14 protein-coding genes and 1 pseudogene are annotated in these 20,999 nt (G+C 61.4%); 10 read left to right on the forward strand and 5 right to left on the reverse strand.

Annotated elements, in window-relative coordinates:
- Positions 1 to 57 precede the first annotated feature (57 nt).
- The 3 genes from dctM to dctP all read right to left on the reverse strand — a co-directional run bounded on the left by dctM (position 58) and on the right by dctP (position 3,031).
- Entirely contained in the window at positions 58 to 1,341 is a 1,284-nt protein-coding gene (dctM, locus tag CFII68_RS01005) for a C4-dicarboxylate TRAP transporter large permease protein DctM (RefSeq protein ID WP_018614057.1), read from the reverse strand.
- Entirely contained in the window at positions 1,338 to 1,970 is a 633-nt protein-coding gene (locus tag CFII68_RS01000) for a TRAP transporter small permease (RefSeq protein WP_018614059.1), read from the reverse strand. Before CFII68_RS01000 ends, dctM begins: the two co-directional genes overlap by 4 nt.
- A 65-nt stretch (positions 1,971 to 2,035) precedes the next feature.
- Positions 2,036 to 3,031 carry a C4-dicarboxylate TRAP substrate-binding protein DctP gene (gene dctP / locus CFII68_RS00995; protein ID WP_014336661.1) on the reverse strand — a complete coding sequence of 332 codons (996 nt, stop codon included), beginning with the start codon at positions 3,029 to 3,031 and terminating at the stop codon, positions 2,036 to 2,038.
- 832 nt (positions 3,032 to 3,863) lie between these two features.
- On the opposite strand from dctP, the gene CFII68_RS00990 reads away from it, so the two are divergent.
- From CFII68_RS00990 to CFII68_RS00960, 7 genes are all read left to right on the forward strand, one after another.
- Positions 3,864 to 5,018, forward strand: coding sequence for a mandelate racemase family protein (locus tag CFII68_RS00990; protein ID WP_018614064.1), 1,155 nt, complete (start codon positions 3,864 to 3,866; stop codon positions 5,016 to 5,018).
- Positions 5,019 to 5,089: 71 nt separating this feature from the next.
- Entirely contained in the window at positions 5,090 to 6,712 is a 1,623-nt protein-coding gene (locus CFII68_RS00985) for an ABC transporter substrate-binding protein (protein WP_018614067.1), read from the forward strand.
- A 34-nt stretch (positions 6,713 to 6,746) separates the two neighbouring features.
- Positions 6,747 to 7,784 (forward strand): ABC transporter permease, encoded by a 1,038-nt coding sequence (locus tag CFII68_RS00980; RefSeq protein WP_018614070.1) that lies wholly within the window; start codon positions 6,747 to 6,749, stop codon positions 7,782 to 7,784.
- Complete coding sequence (locus tag CFII68_RS00975; RefSeq protein WP_018614072.1) at positions 7,784 to 8,692, forward strand: ABC transporter permease; 909 nt, start codon at positions 7,784 to 7,786, stop codon at positions 8,690 to 8,692. Before CFII68_RS00980 ends, CFII68_RS00975 begins: the two co-directional genes overlap by 1 nt.
- A 10-nt stretch (positions 8,693 to 8,702) precedes the next feature.
- Positions 8,703 to 9,542, forward strand: a complete 840-nt coding sequence (locus tag CFII68_RS00970) for an ABC transporter ATP-binding protein (RefSeq protein WP_018614073.1) — start codon at positions 8,703 to 8,705, stop codon at positions 9,540 to 9,542.
- Between the two features lie 10 nt (positions 9,543 to 9,552).
- Complete coding sequence (locus CFII68_RS00965) at positions 9,553 to 10,320, forward strand: ABC transporter ATP-binding protein (protein ID WP_018614075.1); 768 nt, start codon at positions 9,553 to 9,555, stop codon at positions 10,318 to 10,320.
- Positions 10,321 to 10,457: 137 nt separating this feature from the next.
- Positions 10,458 to 11,180 (forward strand): oligogalacturonate-specific porin KdgM family protein, encoded by a 723-nt coding sequence (locus CFII68_RS00960; protein ID WP_018614078.1) that lies wholly within the window; start codon positions 10,458 to 10,460, stop codon positions 11,178 to 11,180.
- A gap of 825 nt (positions 11,181 to 12,005) precedes the next feature.
- Here the strand turns inward: CFII68_RS00960 and CFII68_RS00955 are convergent.
- Complete coding sequence (locus CFII68_RS00955) at positions 12,006 to 12,749, reverse strand: FadR/GntR family transcriptional regulator (protein WP_018614080.1); 744 nt, start codon at positions 12,747 to 12,749, stop codon at positions 12,006 to 12,008.
- Between the two features lie 97 nt (positions 12,750 to 12,846).
- Here CFII68_RS00955 and CFII68_RS00950 point away from each other — a divergent pair, with 97 nt between their 5' ends.
- A complete protein-coding gene (locus tag CFII68_RS00950; RefSeq protein ID WP_018614081.1) occupies positions 12,847 to 13,560 on the forward strand; it encodes a FadR/GntR family transcriptional regulator in 714 nt (237 codons plus the stop codon).
- Between the two features lie 181 nt (positions 13,561 to 13,741).
- On the opposite strand, the pseudogene aceE reads toward CFII68_RS00950, so the two are convergent.
- Positions 13,742 to 16,397, reverse strand: a pseudogene (aceE, locus tag CFII68_RS0126265) (pyruvate dehydrogenase (acetyl-transferring), homodimeric type).
- A 382-nt stretch (positions 16,398 to 16,779) separates the two neighbouring features.
- Between aceE and glnE the strand changes: the two are divergent.
- Together glnE and waaF are read left to right on the forward strand one after the other, a co-directional pair.
- Positions 16,780 to 19,731, forward strand: coding sequence for a bifunctional [glutamate--ammonia ligase]-adenylyl-L-tyrosine phosphorylase/[glutamate--ammonia-ligase] adenylyltransferase (gene glnE / locus CFII68_RS00945; RefSeq protein WP_018614083.1), 2,952 nt, complete (start codon positions 16,780 to 16,782; stop codon positions 19,729 to 19,731).
- A 233-nt stretch (positions 19,732 to 19,964) separates the two neighbouring features.
- Positions 19,965 to 20,999: a lipopolysaccharide heptosyltransferase II gene (waaF, locus tag CFII68_RS00940; RefSeq protein ID WP_018614085.1), complete on the forward strand. Its 1,035-nt coding sequence runs from the start codon at positions 19,965 to 19,967 to the stop codon at positions 20,997 to 20,999.

The raw sequence follows: 20,999 nt of genomic DNA on the forward strand, positions 1-20,999 counted from the left end.
CATCCCTCTGTGGCGGGCAAGTGGTCCTGCGCCCGTCACGGTGTGTGTTTGCCGGGTTTAACTCATCCCCAACCAGTTAGGCAGCACCAGCGAGATCCACGGCACATAGGTGATCAGCACCAGGAACGCCAACAGGATCATCAACCACGGCATGGCCGCGCGGATGGTGGCGGGCAGGGACATGCCGGTCACCGCCGAGGTGACGAACAGGTTCAACCCCACCGGTGGCGTGATCAGGCCGATCTCCAGGTTCACCACCATGATGATGCCCAGGTGGATCGGGTCGATGCCCAGCTTCATGGCGATGGGGAACAGGATCGGCGCCAGGATCAGGATGATCGCCGAAGGCTCCATGAACGCGCCAGCGATCAGCAGCACGATGTTCACCACCAGCAGGAAGGTCACCGGCGTCAACCCGGCATCGATCACCCATGCGGTGATTTGCTGCGGCAGTTGCTCGGTGGTCAGCACGTGGGCGAAGAGCATGGCGTTGGCGATGATGAACATCAGCATGATGCTCAGCTTGGCCGACTCCAGCAGCACCTTGGGCGTTTCACGGAACGTCAGGTCCTTGTAGACGAACAACGCAATGAACGCCGAATACACCGCCGCCACCGCCGCTGCTTCGGTAGGGGTGAACATCCCCGAATAAATCCCGCCGAGAATGATGATCATCAGCAGCAGGCCCCAGATGGCCTGGCGTGCCGTGCTCAACCATTCCTTCAGCGTCGCCCGTGGCATCGCTGGCAGGTTTTTCTTCACCGCGACGATGTAGATCGCCACCATCAGGAAAAAACCCAACAGCAAACCGGGAATCACACCGGCCATGAACAACTTGCCCACCGAGGTTTCGGTCGCTGCGGCGTACACCACCATCACGATCGAGGGCGGAATCAGGATACCCAGGGTGCCGGCATTACACACGATGCCTGCGCCAAACGCCTGTGGATAACCCGAGCGCACCATCCCGGCGATGGCAATGGAACCGACCGCCGCCACCGTCGCAGGACTTGAGCCCGACAACGCCGCAAACAACATGCAGGCCAGCACCGCCGCAATCGCCAGGCCGCCGCGGATGTGCCCGACGCAGGCGTTGGCAAAATCGATCAACCGTCGCGCCACGCCGCCGGTGGTCATGAACGCACCGGCCAGCAGGAAGAACGGAATCGCCAGCAACGTGTAGTGCTCGGAGGTTTCGAACAGCTTGATCGCCAGGGAACGCACCGAGTCGGGGCTGAAGAAAATGATGGTCAGCGAGCCGGCCAACCCCAGCGAAATGGCAATGGGCACGCCGATGAACATCAGCACGAACAGTGCAATGAACAGGAAGGCAATGGTCATGGCTTGTCTTCCTCGTGTTCAGTCAATTTGATGGCTTCGGCCGCTTCATCGGCCAGGCCCAGGCCGGTCTGGCGATTCATCAGGATGCGCACGAGAATTTCCGCGAAACGAATGAACACCAGCGCGAACCCCACCGGTACGATCAACCCGATATGCCACTGCATGATGCCGAAATGGCCGAGGTCCTCGGCGCCGATCTGGGCAATCATCAAGGTGTTGATCCATTCGAAACTCGCCACCGCCAGCAGCCCGGCATAGGCGAGGCAGCACAGGCAGGCGATGACACCGATCAAGCGCTGGACCGGTTTGCTCGCCAGCTTCACCAGCGCATCGACGCCGATGTGCCCGGCGGTGCGAACGCCGTACGACAGCCCAAAAAAGATCAGCCAGCCAAACAGGGCCTTGGTCAGTGACGTGCTCCAGGTCATAGCCTGGGCCATGCCCATGACGGTGTCGCCAATGGCGAACATCGACTCGCTCGCGGCTGACCATTGGTCGCCGAGGCTATAGAAAACGGTATAGAGATTGTTGAGCACCACGTAGACGAACGTTACAAGCGTCATGGCGGCCAAAAGGAAAGCAATGAAAGCTTCCTCGAAGTGTTCCCAGATGCGCCGAAGGGCGTTCATGGCGTGACCTCTCCTGTGGGGGACGACAGGCCGGCGTTGCCAGGGCGACAGCGCCGGCCAACCAATCACTGGGCCTTGTTGGAGGCTTCTGCGGCTTTGATCAGGTCAGCGCCGATATCGCCTTCGAACTTCTTCCATACCGGTTTCATCTTGTCGCGCCATTCGCCACGTTCTTCTGGCGTCAGGGTGATGATCTCGGTGGTCTTGGCGTCGAGGATGCGCTGCTTGTCGTGCTCGTTCAGTTGTGCCGCCTCTTTGTTCACGTGGGCCGTGACTTCTACCAGGATCTTGTCCAGTTCAGTGCGGATGTCCGGTGGCAGACCGTTCCAGAACTTGGTGTTGGTGATCAGCATGTAGTCGAGCAAACCGTGGTTGGACTCGGTGATGTACTTTTGCACTTCATGCATTTTCTGGCTGTAGATGTTCGAGTACGGGTTTTCCGCACCGTTGACCACGCCGGTCTGCAAACCTTGGTAAACCTCGGCGAAGCTCATCTTGCGCGGGTTGGCGTTCACTGCCTTGAATTGCTCTTCCAGTACCGCCGATGCCTGTACGCGGAACTTCAGGCCACGAGCATCCTTGGGTTCACGCAGCGGTTTGTTCGCCGACAGCTGCTTCATGCCGTTGTGCCAATAAGCCAGGCCGGTGATGTTCTTGCTTTCCATGGACTTGAGCAGTTTCTGGCCTTCAGGGCTCAACTGGAAACGGTCCACGGCGGAGATGTCATCAAACAGGAACGGCAAGTCAAACAACTGCACCGTCTTGGTGTATTGCTCGAACTTGGCCAGCGACGGCGCGATCATCTGTACATCGCCCAACAGCAAGGCTTCCATCTCTTTGCCGTCGCCGAACAGTGAAGAGTTGGGGTAGACCTCGACCTTCACTTTGCCTGGCAACCGTTCTTCCACCAGTTTCTTGAACAGCAGCGCGCCTTGGCCTTTTGGTGTTTGTTCGGCGACCACATGGGAGAACTTGATCACCACCGGATCTGCCGCCATGGCCGTGCTCATCGCACTCAGGGCCAATGTGCAAGCGAGCGCTTTCCAGATAGGTTTGAACATTACGGGCTTTCCTCTTGTTTTTAGTATTTTCGTGCGGGCTCATTCAAAACACAGCGCACGGCCGAACAATGATGAGTCTAGGCAGAAAAACAACTTGTCGAGTGCGGTTAACAGGAAAACCGTCCTTTGGCTGTACATCTCGACAGATTGCGCTAGAGCCCTCCTTGTATCGGGCTGAAACATCCCAAACGGCTCATTTCGAAAGGTTTCAGTCAATAACCGTGCTGGGGCGGGAAACTGTAAAGGGTCGGTGATGGCTACTGGCTTTCAGTCTCACGCCAAAGCTCGGTGAATCCATGGGGCGAGGGTGGGCATGGCTGTGGATTCTGCGTCCACCACCGACCCCCTGTGGGAGCGAGCCTGCTCGCGATGACGGCGTCACATCCAACATCACCGTCTCAGACAGACCGCATTCGCGAGCAGGCTCGCTCCCACAGTTTTTGATTGCGGCTGTTCACAAATTCGGCGTCCGCCAGAGATCTCCTGTGGGAGCGAGCCTGCTCGCGAAGACGGTGGCACAGCCAACATCACCGGCCCAGACAGACCGCCTTCGCGAGCAAGCCCGCTCCTGCAATTGCCCATCTCCTGGCCCACGTCTTCAGCCTTCAAGGCACTACCTCGTCTGCGGCAAGTGGTATCACCTCATGTCTCGTGGTATGACGACTTATTAAGATTTCGCCCGTGGAAATGATCACGTCTCCGCGAAAAATCTCGTGTGTACGCAAGTTTTATTGCGATGTAGGGGTTGACAGTCCGCCAGCAACGTCAGAATAATCCGTCATGTTGTATGACGACATACAAATAAACAATAACAACATTGGTGTTCCTCCCCATGAGAATCACAGGCGTTCACGTCGAAGTTTTTTCCACCCCTTCGCGCCGTGCCCAGGACAGCGCCGGCCATGCCCATCCAGGCGATGAGGTCATGATCAAGATGGCTTTGCTGCGAATCGGTTGCGACGATGGCTCCGAGGGCTATGCCTTCGGCCCGCCCGAGTTGATTCGTCCGCACATCATCGAATCCTTCGTGCGCAAAGTGCTGATCGGTCGCGACCCAATGGATCGCGAGAGCATCTGGCAGGACCTGGCGCACTGGCAACGCGGCAGTGCCGGGCAGTTCACTGATCGGGCGCTGGCGCTGGTGGAACAAGCCTTGTGGGACTTGGCCGGGCGTGCGCTCAAGTTGCCCGTGCACAAGTTGATTGGCGGTTATCGCGACAAGGTACCGGCGTACGGCTCGACGATGTGCGGCGATGACCTGCCGGGTGGCCTGTCGACGCCGGACGAGTACGGTCAGTTCGCCGAGAAGCTGGTCCAGCGCGGCTACAAGGCCATCAAGCTGCACACCTGGATGCCACCGATTTCCTTCGCGCCGAACCCACAAATGGACATCCAGGCCTGCGCCGCGGTGCGTGAGGCGGTCGGGCCCAACATCGCGTTGATGCTCGACGGCTACCACTGGTACAGCCGCATGGACGCGCTGACCATCGGCAAGGCCCTACAGGAACTGAACTTCGCCTGGTTCGAAGAGCCGATGATGGAAGACTCGGCAGAGTCCTATGCCTGGCTGGCGGCCAACCTGGACATTCCAGTGCTGGGCCCGGAAAGCATCGCCGGCAAGTTCCATAGCCGCGCCAGTTGGGTGACCCAGAAATCCTGTGACATCCTGCGTGCCGGTGTGGCCGGGGTCGGGGGTATCGGGCCGTGCCTGAAGGTGGCGCACTTGGCCGAGTCGTTCGGCATGGACTGTGAAGTCCACGGCAATGGTGCGGCGAACCTGGCGGTGGTCGGTGCTATCAGCAATTGCCGCTGGTATGAGCGCGGGCTGCTGCACCCGTTCCTCGACTACGAAGAAGTCCCGGCGCACCTCAACAGCATCGTCGACCCGATGGATGCCGACGGTTTTGTGCACCTGTCCGACCGGCCGGGGTTGGGCGAGGACATCAATTTCGCGTATATCGAGGCCAACACCCTGTCCCGACATTGATCCTGTTCCACGCCTGAGGCCGATGGCTGCCCGGGCGACAAGTCTTTATAAATATAAGAAAGGACTGAACCATGAATCTCTGGCCCAAGCGCCTGACCAGGCTGCTGTGTGTCACCGTGGCCCTGTGCGCAGTGCAGGTGCCCGTCAGCCTGGCCCAAGGCGAAACGCCCCCCGACCAATTGGTGGTGGGCATGAGCATGATCAACCTGCTGTCCCTGGACCCTGCGGCGGCCACCGGCCTGGAGGTCGCCGAAGTCAACGCCAATGTCTATGACATGCTCCTGGAACAGGATGCGGCGCAACCGGACACGCTGATTCCGGCCTTGGCGAAAACCTGGGACGTCAGCCCCGACCGCATGCGCCTGACCTTCCAATTGCGCGAAGACGTACGTTTTCACTCCGGTGCGCCACTGACCGCGCAAGATGTCGCCTGGTCGTTGCAGCGCGTAGTCACCCTCAACCGCGCCCTGGCGTCCACCTGGAAAGCCTACGGTTTCACCGCCGACAACGTCGTCAAACTGATGCGCGCCGAAGGGCCGCACACCTTTGTCATGGAGTTGCCGCGCGTCACCGACCCGATGTTGGTGCTCAACACCCTGGCGACGTCACCCAGCGCCTTCATCATCGATCGCAGCGTCGCCTTGCAACATCAGGTCGGCGACGACCAGGGCGCGGCGTGGCTGGCGACGCACACGGCCGGGTCCGGCGCGTTCAAGCTCGACATCTGGCGCGCCAACGATGTGATCCTGATGAGTCGTCATGACGACTATTGGCGCGGCCCCGCGAAGTTACGCCGGGTGATCATGCGCAACATGACCGAGTCCCAGGCGCTGCGCCTGATGGTCGAGCGCGGTGACCTGGACGTCGCCCGCGGCATGGCCGCCACCGACATCAAGGCGCTGGGCAAGGTCGATGAGGTGCGCATCCAGAGCATCGCCCGCGGCACGCTGTACTACGTGGCGATGAGCATGCAGCAACCGTTGTTCCAGGACATCCGCGTGCGCCAGGCCATCCGCCTGCTGATCGACTACCAGGGCATCAACGACGTGGTCATGCCGCACTACGGTGTGATCAATCAGCGGCCCTTGCAACTGGGGCTGCCGGCACGCCTGGACGATCCGGGTTATCGCCTGGACGTGGCCGAGGCCAAGCGTCTGTTGGCGGCGGCCGGACATGCCGAAGGCTTCAAGGTGACCATCCGTTCGCTGACCGATCCGCCGTTCATCAACATCGCCACCAGCCTGCAAGCGACACTGGCCCAGGCGGGGATCCAGGCGACGATCATCACCGGCACCGGCAACCAGATCTATGGGGCGATGCGCGACCGCCAGTTCGACATCCTCGTCGGTCGTGGTGGCGGCGGGGCGGAGCGTCATCCGCATTCGAGCCTGCGTGCCCTGGTGTACAACCCGGACAACCGCACCGAAGCCAAGCTGAGCAACTTCCAGGGCTGGCGTACCTCGTTCTTCAACCCGCAGCTCAATCAACTGATCGAGCAAGCCGAGCGCGAGCGTGACCCCGCGCGCCAGCGCGAAATCTACGCCCAGATCCAGACCCTCTACGACCAACAGGCCGGGGCGATCATGCCGGTCTCACAGATGGTGGACGAAGTGGTGATCCATGCGGATGTGCGCAACTACATCGGCCACACCGCCGCCACCACGCGTCTTCGGGACGTCTACAAGCAGCGCTGAAATCGACGGCCACAGGGCCAAGGCAGGAATGAACATGTCGACTGCATCCTTTTCAATCTGGACCACCCGGGCCGCTTCGGCGACCCGGCGCGGCGGCTCGGTGGCGGTGACGCTGCTGGGGTTGCTGCTGCTGACCTTTTTCATCGGGCGCGTGATGCCCCTGGACCCGGTGCTGGCCATCGTTGGCCCGGACGCCGACGCCTCGGCCTACGCCCAGGTGTACAAAGAGCTGGGCCTGGACAAGCCGTTGTGGACCCAATTCGCGATCTACCTTGGCGACCTGCTGCACGGTGACTTTGGCATGGCCTTGCTGACCGGCAACCCGGTCATCACCGACATCGCCCGGGTCTTCCCGGCCACCTTGGAACTGGCCACCCTGGCCATTCTGTTCGGCGTGTTGGCGGGCTTGCCGCTGGGTGTCTACGCGGCGACGCATCAGGGGCGCGCCGGTGACCATGTCGCACGGTTGATCACGTTGTTCGGTTACTCCACGCCGATTTTCTGGATTGGCATGATGGCTTTCCTGGTGTTCTACGCCTGGCTGGGTTGGGCCGGTGGCGTCGGGCGCATCGGCCTGGCCTATGACGGGCTGATCCCGAAACACACCGGGCTGCTGTTGATCGACACTGCCTGGTCCGGCGAGTGGGAGGCCTTTCGCAGTGCGCTGCGCCACATCCTGTTGCCGGCGGTGATCCTCAGCTTCAACTCGGTCGCCTACATCAGCCGCATGACCCGCAGTTTCATGCTCGAGCAACTGTCCCAGGAGTACATCATCACCGCCCGGGTCAAGGGCTTGTCCCAGCGCCGCATCGTCTGGGGCCATGCCTTCGGCAACATCCGCGTGCAACTGCTGACTATCGTCGCGCTGGCCTACGGCGGCCTGCTGGAGGGCGCGGTGCTGATCGAAACCGTGTTCGCCTGGCCGGGCTTCGGCCAGTACCTGACCAGCAGTTTGCTGCTCGGTGACATGAACGCGGTGATGGCCTGCGTGCTGTTGATCGGCCTCATCTTCGTGACGCTGAACCTGATCAGCGACGCGCTGTACAAGATCTTCGACCCGAGGACTCGCTAATGAACCTGCCCCTTGCTTCCAGCGCCCCCGGTAGCGCCACGTTGCCGGCTTCCAGTTCGGCGGCGATGGCCGCCAGCACCCTGCGCCTGCTGCGTTTTTTGCTGCGCAACCCGATGACCTTCGCCGGCCTGGTCGTCGTCGCTACCCTGATGCTGGTCGCGGCTTTCGCACCCTGGATCGCCGGCCACGATCCGCTGCTGCAGAACCTCGCCGGCGCGTTGCAGGCACCCAGCAGCGCGCACTGGTTCGGCACTGACGAATACGGTCGCGATGTCTTCGCCCGGCTCGTGTATGGCTCGCGCATCACCCTGTACATCGTCTTGCTGGTGACGGTGATTGTCGGCCCCATCGGCCTGCTGGTCGGGACGGTTTCCGGTTACTTCGGTGGCTGGGTCGACAGCCTGTTCATGCGCATCACCGACATCTTCATCTCGTTCCCCAGCCTGGTCCTGGCGCTGGCCTTCATCGCCGCCCTCGGCCCAGGCCTGGAGCACGCGGTGATCGCCATCGCGCTGACGGCCTGGCCGCCGATTGCCCGGCTCGCCCGCGCCGAAACACTGCCGCTGCGCAACGCCGACTTCGTCGTCGCGGTGCAACTTCAGGGCGCGTCCAGTACCCGGGTCATCCTGCGCCACATCATCCCGATGTGCCTGTCGTCGGTGATCATCCGCCTGACCATGAACATGGCGAGCATCATCCTCACCGCCGCCGCCCTGGGCTTTCTTGGCCTCGGCGCCCAGGCACCGCTGCCAGAGTGGGGCGCGATGATCTCCACCGGGCGGCGCTACATGCTCGAAAGCTGGTGGCTGGTGGCGGCGCCCGGTGCGGCGATCATGCTGGTCAGCCTGGCCTTCAACCTGTTGGGCGACGGCTTGCGCGATGTCCTCGACCCACGTAGCCAATCCTGAGGAACAGGCCATGACTGAGATAAAACTTGCGGTACAGGACTTGTGCGTGGAGTTTCGCAACGCCGGCAAAAACTCCCTGGCGGTGCGTGACGTGTCGTTCACCCTGGGCCGGGAAAAACTCGCCATCGTCGGTGAATCCGGCTCGGGCAAATCCACCGTCGGCCGCAGCCTTTTGCGTCTGCATCCACCGACCGCGCGGGTCACCGCCAAGACGTTGCGCTTCGCCGACATCGACCTGTTGGCCGCCAGCGAAAAGCAGATCCAGGCGATTCGCGGCGCGCGCATGTCGATGATCATGCAAGACCCCAAGTACTCGCTGAACCCGGTGGTGCGGGTCGGCGAACAAATCGCCGAGGCCTACCTGGCCCATCACAAAGTGCCCCATCGCGAAGCCCGCGAACGCGCCTTGGACATGCTCGCCAAGGTGCACATTCGTGACCCTCGGCGGGTCTACGACCTGTACCCCCACGAGGTCTCGGGCGGCATGGGCCAGCGGATCATGATCGCCATGATGGTGATCACCGATCCCCAGGTGATCATCGCCGACGAACCGACTTCGGCGCTGGACGTGTCGGTGCGCCGACAGGTGCTCAACGTGCTGGAGGAGTTGGTCAGCGAGCGTGACCTGGGGCTGATTTTCATCAGTCACGACCTGAACCTGGTGCGGCATTTCTGTGATCGCGTGCTGGTGATGTACGCCGGTCGCGTGGTCGAGTCGATTGCCGCCGCCGATCTGGATAACGCCACCCATCCCTACACCCAGGGCCTGTTGGCCGCATTGCCGAGCCTGGACCATCCGCGCGCCACGTTGCCGGTGCTGCAGCGCGACCCCCACTGGTTGAATGCTTGAGGAGCCTGTCATGAGCATGATTGAAATCGCCGGCCTGAACCTCAGTTTTGGCACGGGCGCGGCACTGAACACAGTACTGCACGACGTCGATTTGAGTGTCGCCGAAGGTGAGGCATTCGGCCTGGTGGGGGAGTCCGGTTCGGGCAAGACCACCGTGCTGCGCTGCCTGGCCGGGCAGTACCAACACTGGAGCGGACAACTGCGGGTCGCCGGGCAAGCCGTCACGCGCAACCTGCCGCTGAACCACTACCGCACCGTGCAGATGGTGTTCCAGGACCCGTATGCCTCGTTGCATCCGCGCTATACCGTCGATGCCGCGCTGCAAGAACCGTTGCGCATCCATGGCATCGACGGGCGTGCGCAGAAGGTCAGTGAAATCCTGCGCAAGGTTGGCTTGAATGACAGCTTCCGCTTTCGTTATCCGCACCAGTTGTCCGGTGGTCAGCGCCAACGGGTGGCGATTGCCCGGGCGCTGATCCTGCGTCCCCGGGTGCTGTTGCTGGACGAGCCGACCTCGGCGCTGGATGTTTCGGTACAGGCGGAGATCCTCAACCTGCTGGCCGACTTGCGCCGCCAGGAAGGGCTGACCTACCTGATGGTCACCCATGATCTGGCGGTGGTTGCGCACCTGTGTGATCGGTTGGCGGTGATGCAGCAGGGCAGGGTGGTGGAGACGCTCGACAGTCATCTGCTGGCGAGCGATGGCGCCACCCATGCGTACACCCGTTTGCTGGTGCAGGCCAGTCGGGACATACAGCGTGTACCTATCGCTGTCTGAGTTTTGTTTTAACTAAACAGTTGTACTTGTTTTAACCCGTAAAAGACGTTGAGCCCCAGGTATCAATGCCGCGCACGCGCTCGCCTGTGATTTGGCGTTTACCCCAACTTACTATTAAACCAACAAGAATAAAAACCATGAAAAAGACACTCGTAGTACTTTCTGTCGCATCGTTGTTCACATCGGTTGTTGCCCTGGCCGATACCGGTTATATCAACGTACGCCATCAATATGCGGAAAAAACCCGCATGCACGCCGACCGTGCCAAGTTTGGCATGCGGCTGGACAACGGTGTGGGTCTGGAAGGTGAACTCAAATACAAGACCGCCGGTGATCGCGAAGACGTTGCCTTCGACAACACCGTCGGCAGCGGCCATGAATTCACCGTCAACTATCAGCACAAGATCGATGACCGCTGGACGTTGACGCCTTCGTTCGCCATGGAAAGCGATGAGGAATCCACCACCTACAAGATGGGCATGCGCCTGGGCTACAAGATCACCAAGGAGCTGAGCATCGCCGGACGCTACCGTTACGACTCCTCCAAGCTCGACCGTGACCAGGTTGATCATGATGTGCCGGACAACGGCCAGGACGACCAGAAGATCCATCGCTACGACGTTTACGTCAACTACGCCAACCAAGGGCCATGGGCGTATGAGTATCAATTGACGTACTTCGATGCCAACTACATCCGTTATAACGGTGGCACCGACGACTATGAACAGAATGCGGTGGTCAAGTACAAGTGGGACAAGCGCTGGGCACCGTTTTTCGAAGTGGGTGATATCAAAGTCAACTCGGTCGACAGTGATCGCCAACTGCGCCTGCGGGTCGGCATTCAATACAACTTTTTCTAAGTTGTGGTAGCACTGGTCGACACTGAGTCCACGAACACTAGGATCAAAACTGTGGGAGCGAGCTTGCTCGCGATAGCTGCCTGCCTGTGCCGATGATGTTGGATGTACCGCCGTCATCGCGAGCAAGCTCGGCTCCCACACTGGTTTTCGAGCGTTCACAGATCAGGCGCTCACCATAGATCCCCTGTGTGCGAGCTTGCTCGCGATAGCGATCTGCCTGTGCCGATGATGTTGGATGTGCCGCCGTCATCGCGAGCAAGCTCGGCTCCCACACTGGTTTTCGAGCGTTCACAGATCAGGCGCTCACCATAGATCCCCTGTGTGCGAGCTTGCTCGCGATAGCGATCTGCCTGTGCCGATGATGTTGGATGTGCCGCCGTCATCGCGAGCAAGCTCGGCTCCCACACTGGTTTTCGAGCGTTCACAGATCAGGCGCTCACCATAGATCCCCTGTGTGCGCTGAGCTTGCTCGCGATAGCGGTGTGTCTGTGCCAATGATGTTGGATGTGCCGCCGTCATCGCGAGCAAGCTCGGCTCCCACACTGGTTTTCGAGCGTTCACAGATCAGGCGCTCACCATAGATCCCCTGTGGGAGCAGAGCTTGCTCGCGATGGCGGTGTGTCTGTGCCAATGATGTTGGATGTGCCGCCGTCATCGCGAGCAAGCTCGGCTCCCACACTGGTTTTCGAGCGTTCACAGATCAGGCGCTCACCATAGATCCCCTGTGGGAGCAGAGCTTGCTCGCGATGGCGGTGTGTCTGTGCCAATGATGTTGGATGTGCCGCCGTCATCGCGAGCAAGCTCGCTCCCACAGGGGAGGCGGGGTTATTCGTTGTAGAACGCCTGGCGTTGTTGCGTTTCACACAGGCGTATGCGGCTGTTGCTCAGGTGCAGGTACATGGCCGCCCGCGCCGCATCGACATTGCCGCTGGCGATGGCGTCGAAGATCTGCTGGTGTTCGGCGTTGATCCCCTGCAGGTACGCACTGCGATCACTTTGCCCGGAGTAGGCGGAGTTCATGCGCGTACGTGGGATCAGCTTCGTGCCCAGGTGCTTCATGATGTCGATCAGGTAGTAATTGCCGGCGGCCTTGGCGATTTTCAGATGGAACTGGAAATCGGCATTGATGGTGGTGCCGGACTTTTCCGGGCCTTGCAGCAACGCCTCCAGCGCCTGGGCCAATTCGGCCAGCGCTTCAGGCGTTGCGCGCTCGGCGGCCATGCCGGCGGCCTGGACTTCCAGGCTCAGGCGAAATTCCAGCAGGTTGAGCACATCCGACAACGTAGCAATCGTCGCTGGCCCCAGGGTGAAACCCTCCGGTGCTGGCATGTCCAGGACAAAGGTGCCGACGCCATGCCGCGTCTCCACCAGCCCCGCTGCCTGCAAGCGCGACAGCGCCTCACGCACCACCGAACGACTGACGCCTTCGGCCTCCATGATATGCACTTCGGTGGGGAGCTTTTCGCCGCACTTGAGAATGCCGTCACGCATGCGCTGGGCAAAGCGGTCGACCAGGGTTTCGGCGAGGCGGCGCGGCTTGTTCAGTGGAGATAACGCTTGATCCGTCATCGGCGTGCTCTAGTGTGATCAGCGGGCATTATAGTGAGTTTTGGCGCAAGGTCGCGGCTATAATGCCGCGATCGTCTGGCTTTAATGGATAGGTGCAATGGACCGTGTCACACCCGATCGACGCCTGAGCATGACCCAGCAACTGGTGGTCGACCTGACGCAGCAGATACTGGCCGGCGAACTGCCAGCGGGCAGCAAATTACCGACCGAACAGGTCATCATCAAGGAACGCGGCGTCAGCCGGACAGTGGTTCGCGAAGCCATGTCGCGGCTCCAGGCCGAAGGCTTGGTGGAAACCCGTCACGGCATCGGCACCTTCGTGGTGGACACCGCCCGCCCGGGGGATTTCCAAGGTAGCAAACACGTCAAGGGCGGCGCCTACGATGCATTGGCCGTCATCGAACTGCGCCTGAGCCTGGAAGTGGAAGCGGCCGGCATTGCCGCGCAACGGGCCACGCCGGAGCAATTGCTGGCGATGCGTGAAGCGCTCGACACGGCGAATGCTTTTGACGCAACGGATGGCGAAAGCGCCCGGGTCGATTTCGAGTTTCATCTACAGATCGCCCAGTGCACGGGCAACAGTTTTTTCATCGACGCCATGGCCCATGTGGGCAATGCGTTGATCGCCGTCGTGCAACAGGCCGGGCCGACTGTGACGAGTGAAAATCGGGCGTTGGTGGTGCGTGAGCGCGAGCAGATCTACGCGGCGTTGGCGCGGCATGATGCGCAAGCGGCGCGGGCGTCGATGCGCTTGTATCTGATCAATATGCTGCAGCGGGTTCGGGGCGTGGTCGAGTCGACGGCGCAATAACCTCCCACCGCAGAACCCTGTGGGAGCGAGCTTGCTCGCGAAGACGCCGGCACATTCAACATCACCGGCCCAGTCAGACCGCCTTCGCGAGCAAGCCCGCTCCCACAGTTTTGATCTCGGATGCATTGCAAATGCGGCGTTCACCACCGCCCCCGGGGACGCCGCTGCAAGCGGGAAGGGCTCAAACCGCTGTCGGGTTCTGTTTCTCCGGGTCAATGCCATAAAGCACAATCGCCTCGGCGACTTTTTCCCGTGGTATCACCCCGTCATCGGCCAGCGCCTTCAAGGCCGCCAATACGATGAAATGGCGATCCACTTCGAAGAACCTGCGCAGCGATTCACGGGTGTCCGACTGGCCAAAGCCGTCGGTGCCCAAGGCCACGAAGCGGCGTTTGGGCACGAACGGGCGGATCTGGTCAGCGAATATCTTCATGTAGTCGGTCGCGACCACCACCGGCCCCTGTTTATCCAGCAGGCAGCTTTCAACATGGCTGATACGAGGTACCTGCTGTGGATGGAGCAGGTTCCAGCGTTCGACATCCTGGCCGTCCCGACGCAGTTCGGTCAGGCTGGTGACGCTCCACACTTCGCTGCTGACGCCGAAGTCCTGCTCCAGCAACTGCGCGGCGGCGACGACTTCGCGCAGGATCGAACCGCAGCCCATGAGTTGCACATGCTTGCCTTCGTTGGGCTGCGCAGGGGCTGAGAGCCGGTACATGCCTTTCAGAATATCTTGCTCGACCCCTTCGGGCATGGGCGGATGGGCGTAGTTTTCGTTGAGCAGGGTGATGTAGTAATAAATGTCCTCGTTGTCGACATACATTCGCCGCATGCCGTCCTGGATGATCACCGCCAGTTCATAGGCGTAGGTCGGGTCGTAGGACACGCAGCAGGGGATGGTGGAGGACAGCACATGGCTGTGGCCGTCGTCATGTTGCAGGCCTTCCCCCATCAGCGTGGTCCGGCCGGAGGTGGCGCCGAGCAGAAACCCCCGGGCGCGGGCATCGCCAGCGGCCCAGGCGAGGTCGCCGACGCGCTGGAAGCCGAACATCGAGTAGAAAATGTAGAAGGGCACCGTCATCACGCCATGGGTGCTGTAGGAAGTGCTCGCGGCGATCCAGGAAGAAATCCCGCCGGATTCGTTCAGGCCTTCCTGCATGATCTGGCCGTCCCGGGCTTCCTTGTAATAGCTCAGTTGGCCGGCGTCTTGAGGCGTGTACAACTGACCGACATGGGAATGGATGCCGATCTGGCGGAACAGGCTTTCCATGCCGAAGGTGCGTGATTCGTCCGGCACGATCGGCACGATCAGCTTGCCGATGTTCGGGTCCTTGAGCAGCGTGCGCGAGGATGCGCACGAAGGCCATGGTGGTGGAGATCGCCCGCTCGCCGGTGCCTTTGAGTTGGGTGTCCAAGGTCGATAATGGCGGGATCTGCAAAGGCTCCACCGCACTGAAGCGCGCAGGCACGTAGCCGCCCAACTGAGTGCGCCGGGCCTGCAGGTAAAGGGCTTCGACGCTGTCCGCTGCGGGCTTGAGATAGGGCATGTCGCCCAGTTGATCATCCGTGAGGTCCAGGCCGAAACGATCACGGAACGCCTTGACCGCGTCCTCGCCCATCTTCTTGAGTTGGTGGTTGATGTTCTGGCCTTCGCCCGCTTCGCCCATGCCGAAGCCTTTCACGGTTTTCGCCAGGATGACCGTAGGTCCGCCGGTGTGGCGCATGGCGGCGGCGTAGGCGTTGTAGACCTTCTCCGGGTCATGGCCGCCGCGCGACAGCTTCCAGATGTCGTCATCGCTCAGGTCACTGACCAGCGCCTGCAACTCGGGGTATTTGCCGAAGAAGTGCTCTCGCACATAGGCGCCGTTCTGGGACTTGTAGTTCTGATAGTCGCCGTCGACGCACTCCATCATCCGCTGGCGTAGCAGGTCGGTCTTGTCCTTTTCCAACAGCGCATCCCAACCGCTGCCCCAGATCACCTTGATGACGTTCCAGCCGGCTGCGCGGTACAGGCTTTCGAATTCCTGGATCACCTTGCTGTTGCCGCGCACCGGTCCGTCGAGGCGCTGCAAGTTGCAGTTGACGACAAAAATGATGTTGTCGAGCTTCTCCCGGCCCGCGAGGGAAATTGCCGCCAGCGATTCCGGCTGGTCCATTTCACCGTCACCGAGGAACGCCCAGACTTTGCGCCCCTGATGTTCCTTCAGCCCGCGATCTTCCAGGTAACGCATGAACCGCGCCTGGTAGGCGGCGGTGATCGGCCCGAGCCCCATGGACACCGTGGGGAACTGCCAGAAATCCGGCATGAGCCTTGGGTGCGGATAGGACGAAACACCGTCGCGGTCGGTCTCGCGGCGGAAGTTGTCCAGCTGTGCTTCGTCCAGGCGACCTTCCAGATAAGCGCGCCCGTAGATGCCTGGCGAGGAGTGGCCCTGGAAGTAGATCAGGTCGCCGCCGTGTTCGTCGGTCGGGGCCTGGAAGAAGTAGTTGAAGCCGATGTCGTACAGGGTTGCGCTGGAGGCGAAGCTGGAGATGTGACCGCCCAGGTCAGAATCTTTCAGGTTCGTACGCATCACCATGGCCATCGCGTTCCAGCGTACCAACGAGCGAATGCGGCGTTCCATGAACAGGTCGCCAGGCATGCGTGCTTCGTGGGTGACGGGGATTGTGTTGCGGTACGGCGTGGTGATGGCGTAAGGCAATTGCGAACCGCTGCGGGTTGCGAGTTCGCCCATACGGGTCATCAGATAGTGAGCACGGTCTTCGCCTTCTTTGTCGAGAACCGATTCCAGGGCGTCCAGCCATTCCTGGGTTTCGACGGGATCGAGGTCTTGCATGGCTTGCTCCAGGGCGGAAAGGCTACCAGAATCGGTTGCCTGAGTTTGCGACTGGCCTTGTGGGCAGACGATATAAATTCTTGGATTGCCGAAGGTTGTTTCGGCGGCGTGTAGTTTTACTACAAATCGTCGGCCGTTTCAGCCTTTCGAATGTATAGACGAGTAGTAAAACTACACATGAGCGGCTTCTGGCCCCTCGTTTCGTTGTGAGAATAATCGTTACTGTTGGTCTTTAGCCAACTCGTACAGGTAAAAACTTGATGCCGGCTGCCAATAAAATCAGATTTTCAGCTATTTATCATCTTTGTTCGACAGTCGATCAGGTAGTGTCTTTTAAAAAAACACTACATCGAGCCTTTCCCGCGCCGATCAAGGATAGACCATGAGCCTGCCCTCGCTTGCCCCAATACCGGAAACGGTACCGGCCATTCTCCAGTCATTGGTCAGTCGTGCCGAGCAGTCGTTCCGTGCGGTGGTCGCCTTGTTCGACGACGACCACGGGCTGTCGGCCTGGACCCCGCAGCGTTGGGAGGCGTTCAACCGTATTGCCGCCGCCAGCGACTTTGTCATCGAACAGAGCGTCCGTGACCCGGTGATGCTGCTGGAGCTGGTGCGCAGCGGCGAACTGGACCGCAGCCTGGCGCCCGGTGAAATGTGCGCGCAGATCGGTGCCGCCGTGCAGGCCGCCGAGACTGAAGAAGAACTGGGCCGCGTCCTGCGCCGCCAGCGCACCCGCCAGCAGGTACGGATCATCTGGCGCGACCTGACCCGCCAGGCCGACCTGGTCCAGACCTGCCGCGACCTCTCGGACATGGCCGACACCTGCATCGACCAGGCCTATCAATGGTTGTACCAGCGCCTCAGCCAGCAATTCGGCGTACCCACCGGACGACGCAGCGGCGAGCCGCAGCAGATGGTCATCCTGGGCATGGGCAAGCTGGGTGCCGTGGAGCTGAACCTGTCGTCGGACATCGACCTGATCTTCGCCTACCCCGAGGGCGGCGAAACCGTGGGCGTCAAGCGACCGCTGGATAACCAGGAATTTTTCATCCGCGTCGGCCAGCGCCTGATCAAGGCCCTGGACCCGATGACCGTCGACGGCTTCGTGTTTCGCGTCGATATGCGCCTGCGTCCCTACGGCTCGGCCGGTGCGCTGGTGCTGAGCTTCAATGCCCTGGAGCAGTATTACCAGGACCAGGGCCGCGACTGGGAGCGCTACGCCATGATCAAGGCGCGCGTGGTGGCGGGTGACCAAGTGGCCGGTGCGCAGTTGCTCGACATGCTGCGCCCGTTCGTCTATCGCCGTTACCTGGATTTTTCCGCCATCGAAGCGCTGCGCACCATGAAGCAACTGATCCAGCAGGAAGTGCGGCGCAAGGGCCTGGCCGACAACATCAAGCTGGGCTCGGGCGGCATTCGCGAGGTGGAGTTCATTGCCCAGGCGTTCCAACTGATTCATGGTGGTCGCGACTTGAGCTTGCAGCAGCGCCCGCTGCTTAAAGTGCTGGGCACCCTGGAGGGCCAGGGGTACCTGCCGGGCAAGGTGATCGATGAGCTGCGCCAGGGCTATGAGTTCCTGCGTTATACCGAGCATGCGATCCAGGCCATCGCCGACCGCCAGACCCAGATGCTCCCGGATAGTCCGCAGGATCAGGCGCGCATTGCGTTCATGCTGGGTTTTGCCGACTGGTCGGCCTTTCATGAACGATTGATGTACTGGCGCGGGCGTGTGGCCTGGCATTTCGGCCAGGTCATCGCCGACCCGGATGAAGAAGAGGGTGGCGAAAGCGAAGTGGTGGTGGGCGGCGAATGGTTGCCGTTGTGGGAAGACAGCCAGGATGAAGAGGCGGCGTGTCGGCAGTTGGAAGAGGGCGGCTTCGTCGATGCGCCTAAAGCCCTCAAGGCCTTGGCCGCCCTGCGCGGTAGCCCGCAACTGCGCGCCATGCAGCGCCTGGGACGCGAGCGTCTGGATGCCTTCATTCCACGCCTGCTGGCCCAGGCCGTGGAACATGCCGATCCAGACTTGGTGCTGGAGCGGGTGCTGCCCTTGGTCGAGGCCGTGGCCCGCCGATCGGCCTACCTGGTGCTGTTGACGGAAAACCCCGGCGCCCTGCGTCGTTTGCTGACGTTGTGCGCGGCGAGCCCGTGGATTGCTGAGCAAATCACCCGTTTCCCCTTGCTGCTCGATGAATTGCTCAACGAGGGCCGGCTGTTCAAGCCGCCCTTGGCGCCGGAGTTGGCGGCGGAGTTGCGTGAGCGCCTGACGCGCATCCCCGAGGATGACCTGGAACAACAAATGGAGGCGCTGCGGCATTTCAAGCTGGCGCACCGCCTACGGGTGGCCGCTTCGGAAATCGCCGGCAGCCTGCCGCTGATGAAAGTCAGCGATTACCTGACCTGGCTGGCCGAGGCGATTCTCGAACAAGTGCTGGCCCTGGCCTGGCGCCAGACGACCGCCAAGCACGGCGTGCCATTGCGCACCGATGGCAGCCTGTGTGATCCGGGCTTCATTATTGTCGGTTATGGGAAAGTCGGCGGCCTGGAATTGGGGCATGGTTCCGACCTGGACCTGGTGTTCATCCACGATGGTGATCCTCAGGCGGAAACCGACGGCCCGAAACCCATCGACGGCGCGCAGTTCTTCACCCGACTCGGCCAGCGGATCATTCACCTGCTGACCGCCCAGACCAACTCCGGGCAGTTGTACGAAGTGGATATGCGCCTGCGCCCGTCCGGGGCATCGGGGTTGCTGGTCAGCTCCCTCGGGGCGTTTGCCCGTTACCAGGAGAATGAAGCCTGGACCTGGGAGCATCAGGCGCTGGTGCGGGCCCGTGTGCTGGTGGGCAGCCAGGACGTGGGCCAGGCGTTCGAGAAAGTCCGCGCCCAGGTGCTGGGACGCAAGCGGGACTTGCCGACGCTGCGCCAGGAAGTCAGCGAGATGCGCGCCAAGATGCGCGACAACCTTGGCAGCAAGGCCACCGCCGCCGGGACCGCACCGAATGCCTTCGAGGCCACGGCACCCTTCGACCTCAAGCAGGATGCCGGAGGTATCGTCGATATTGAATTTATGGTGCAATACGCGGCCTTGGCGTGGTCCGAGGAACACCCGTCGCTGGTGCGCTACACCGATAACATCCGCATCCTGGACGGGTTGCAGGAGGTCGGGCTGATGCCGGCCGAGGACGCCACGCTGTTGCGCGAAGCCTACAAGGCCTACCGCTCCGCCGCTCACCGCCAGGCCTTGCAGAAAGATGCCGGGGTGATCGCAGGCGATCAGTTCGTGGACGAGCGCCAGCAGGTACTGCGGATCTGGCGGGAGCTGGGCCTGAGCTGAAGATTTAAATGTGGGAGCGAGCTGTGTGGGAGCAAGGCTTGCCCGCGATGAAAACGCCGCGGTCTCTTGAGGACCGCAGCGCCTGGATCGCGAGCAAGCTTTGCTCCCACACAGCTCGCTCCCACCGTTGATGGGTGGGGTGTTGTAGATTAGGGCAACAGGCAGCGACCTAAGCCACAGTGATTCTCGAGGCGGGGAGGCGTAGGCCTCCCCGTATCGTTTTTGGAAAGCAAATGAATATTCTGATCGTTGGGCCCAGTTGGGTCGGTGACATGGTGATGGCGCAGACACTGTTCCAGTGCCTGAAACAGCGTCATCCGCAGTGCGAAATCGACGTCCTGGCCCCCGAGTGGAGTCGGCCGATCCTTGAGCGCATGCCCGAGGTACGCAAGGCCTTGAGCTTCCCGCTCGGCCACGGCGCGCTGGAGCTGGCGACCCGTCGGCGCATCGGCAAATCCCTGGCCGGTCAGTACGACCAGGCGATCCTGTTGCCCAATTCGTTGAAGTCGGCGCTGGTGCCGTTTTTCGCCGGCATCCCCAAACGCACCGGTTGGCGTGGCGAGTTTCGCTACGGCCTGCTCAACGACGTGCGCGCCCTGGACAAAGACCGCTATCCGTTGATGATCGAGCGCTTCATGGCCCTGGCCTACGAGCCTGGGACCGAGTTGCCCAAGCCGTATCCACGACCGAGCCTGCAGATCGACCCGGTGACCCGTGAAGCGGCGCTGACCAAGTTCGGCCTGAGCCTGGATCGTCCGGTGCTGGCCCTGTGTCCGGGGGCCGAGTTCGGCGAATCCAAGCGCTGGCCGGCGGAGCATTACGCCCAGGTTGCCGAGGCGAAGATTCGCGAAGGCTGGCAGGTCTGGCTGTTCGGCTCGAAAAAAGATCACCCGGTGGGTGAAGACATCCGCTCGCGGTTGATCCCGGGGCTTCGGGAAGAGTCGGTGAACCTCAGTGGCGACACTTCCCTGGCCGAGGCCATCGACCTGCTGTCCTGTGCCGATGCGGTGGTCTCCAACGACTCCGGCCTGATGCACGTGGCCGCGGCCCTGAACCGCCCATTGGTGGCGGTCTACGGTTCCACCTCGCCGGGCTTCACGCCACCGCTGGCCGACAAGGTCGAAGTCGTGCGCCTGGGCATCGAGTGCAGTCCGTGCTTCGACCGCACCTGTCGCTTCGGTCATTACAATTGCCTGCGCCAGCTCATGCCGTCGTCGGTGAACGAGGCCCTTGAGCGTCTGCAGGGCACACCCGTGGAGGTTCGGTAA

Origin of the sequence: Pseudomonas sp. CFII68 (assembly GCF_000416195.1) — a bacterium.
In the GTDB taxonomy this organism is placed as follows: Bacteria; Pseudomonadota; Gammaproteobacteria; order Pseudomonadales; family Pseudomonadaceae; genus Aquipseudomonas; species Aquipseudomonas kilonensis.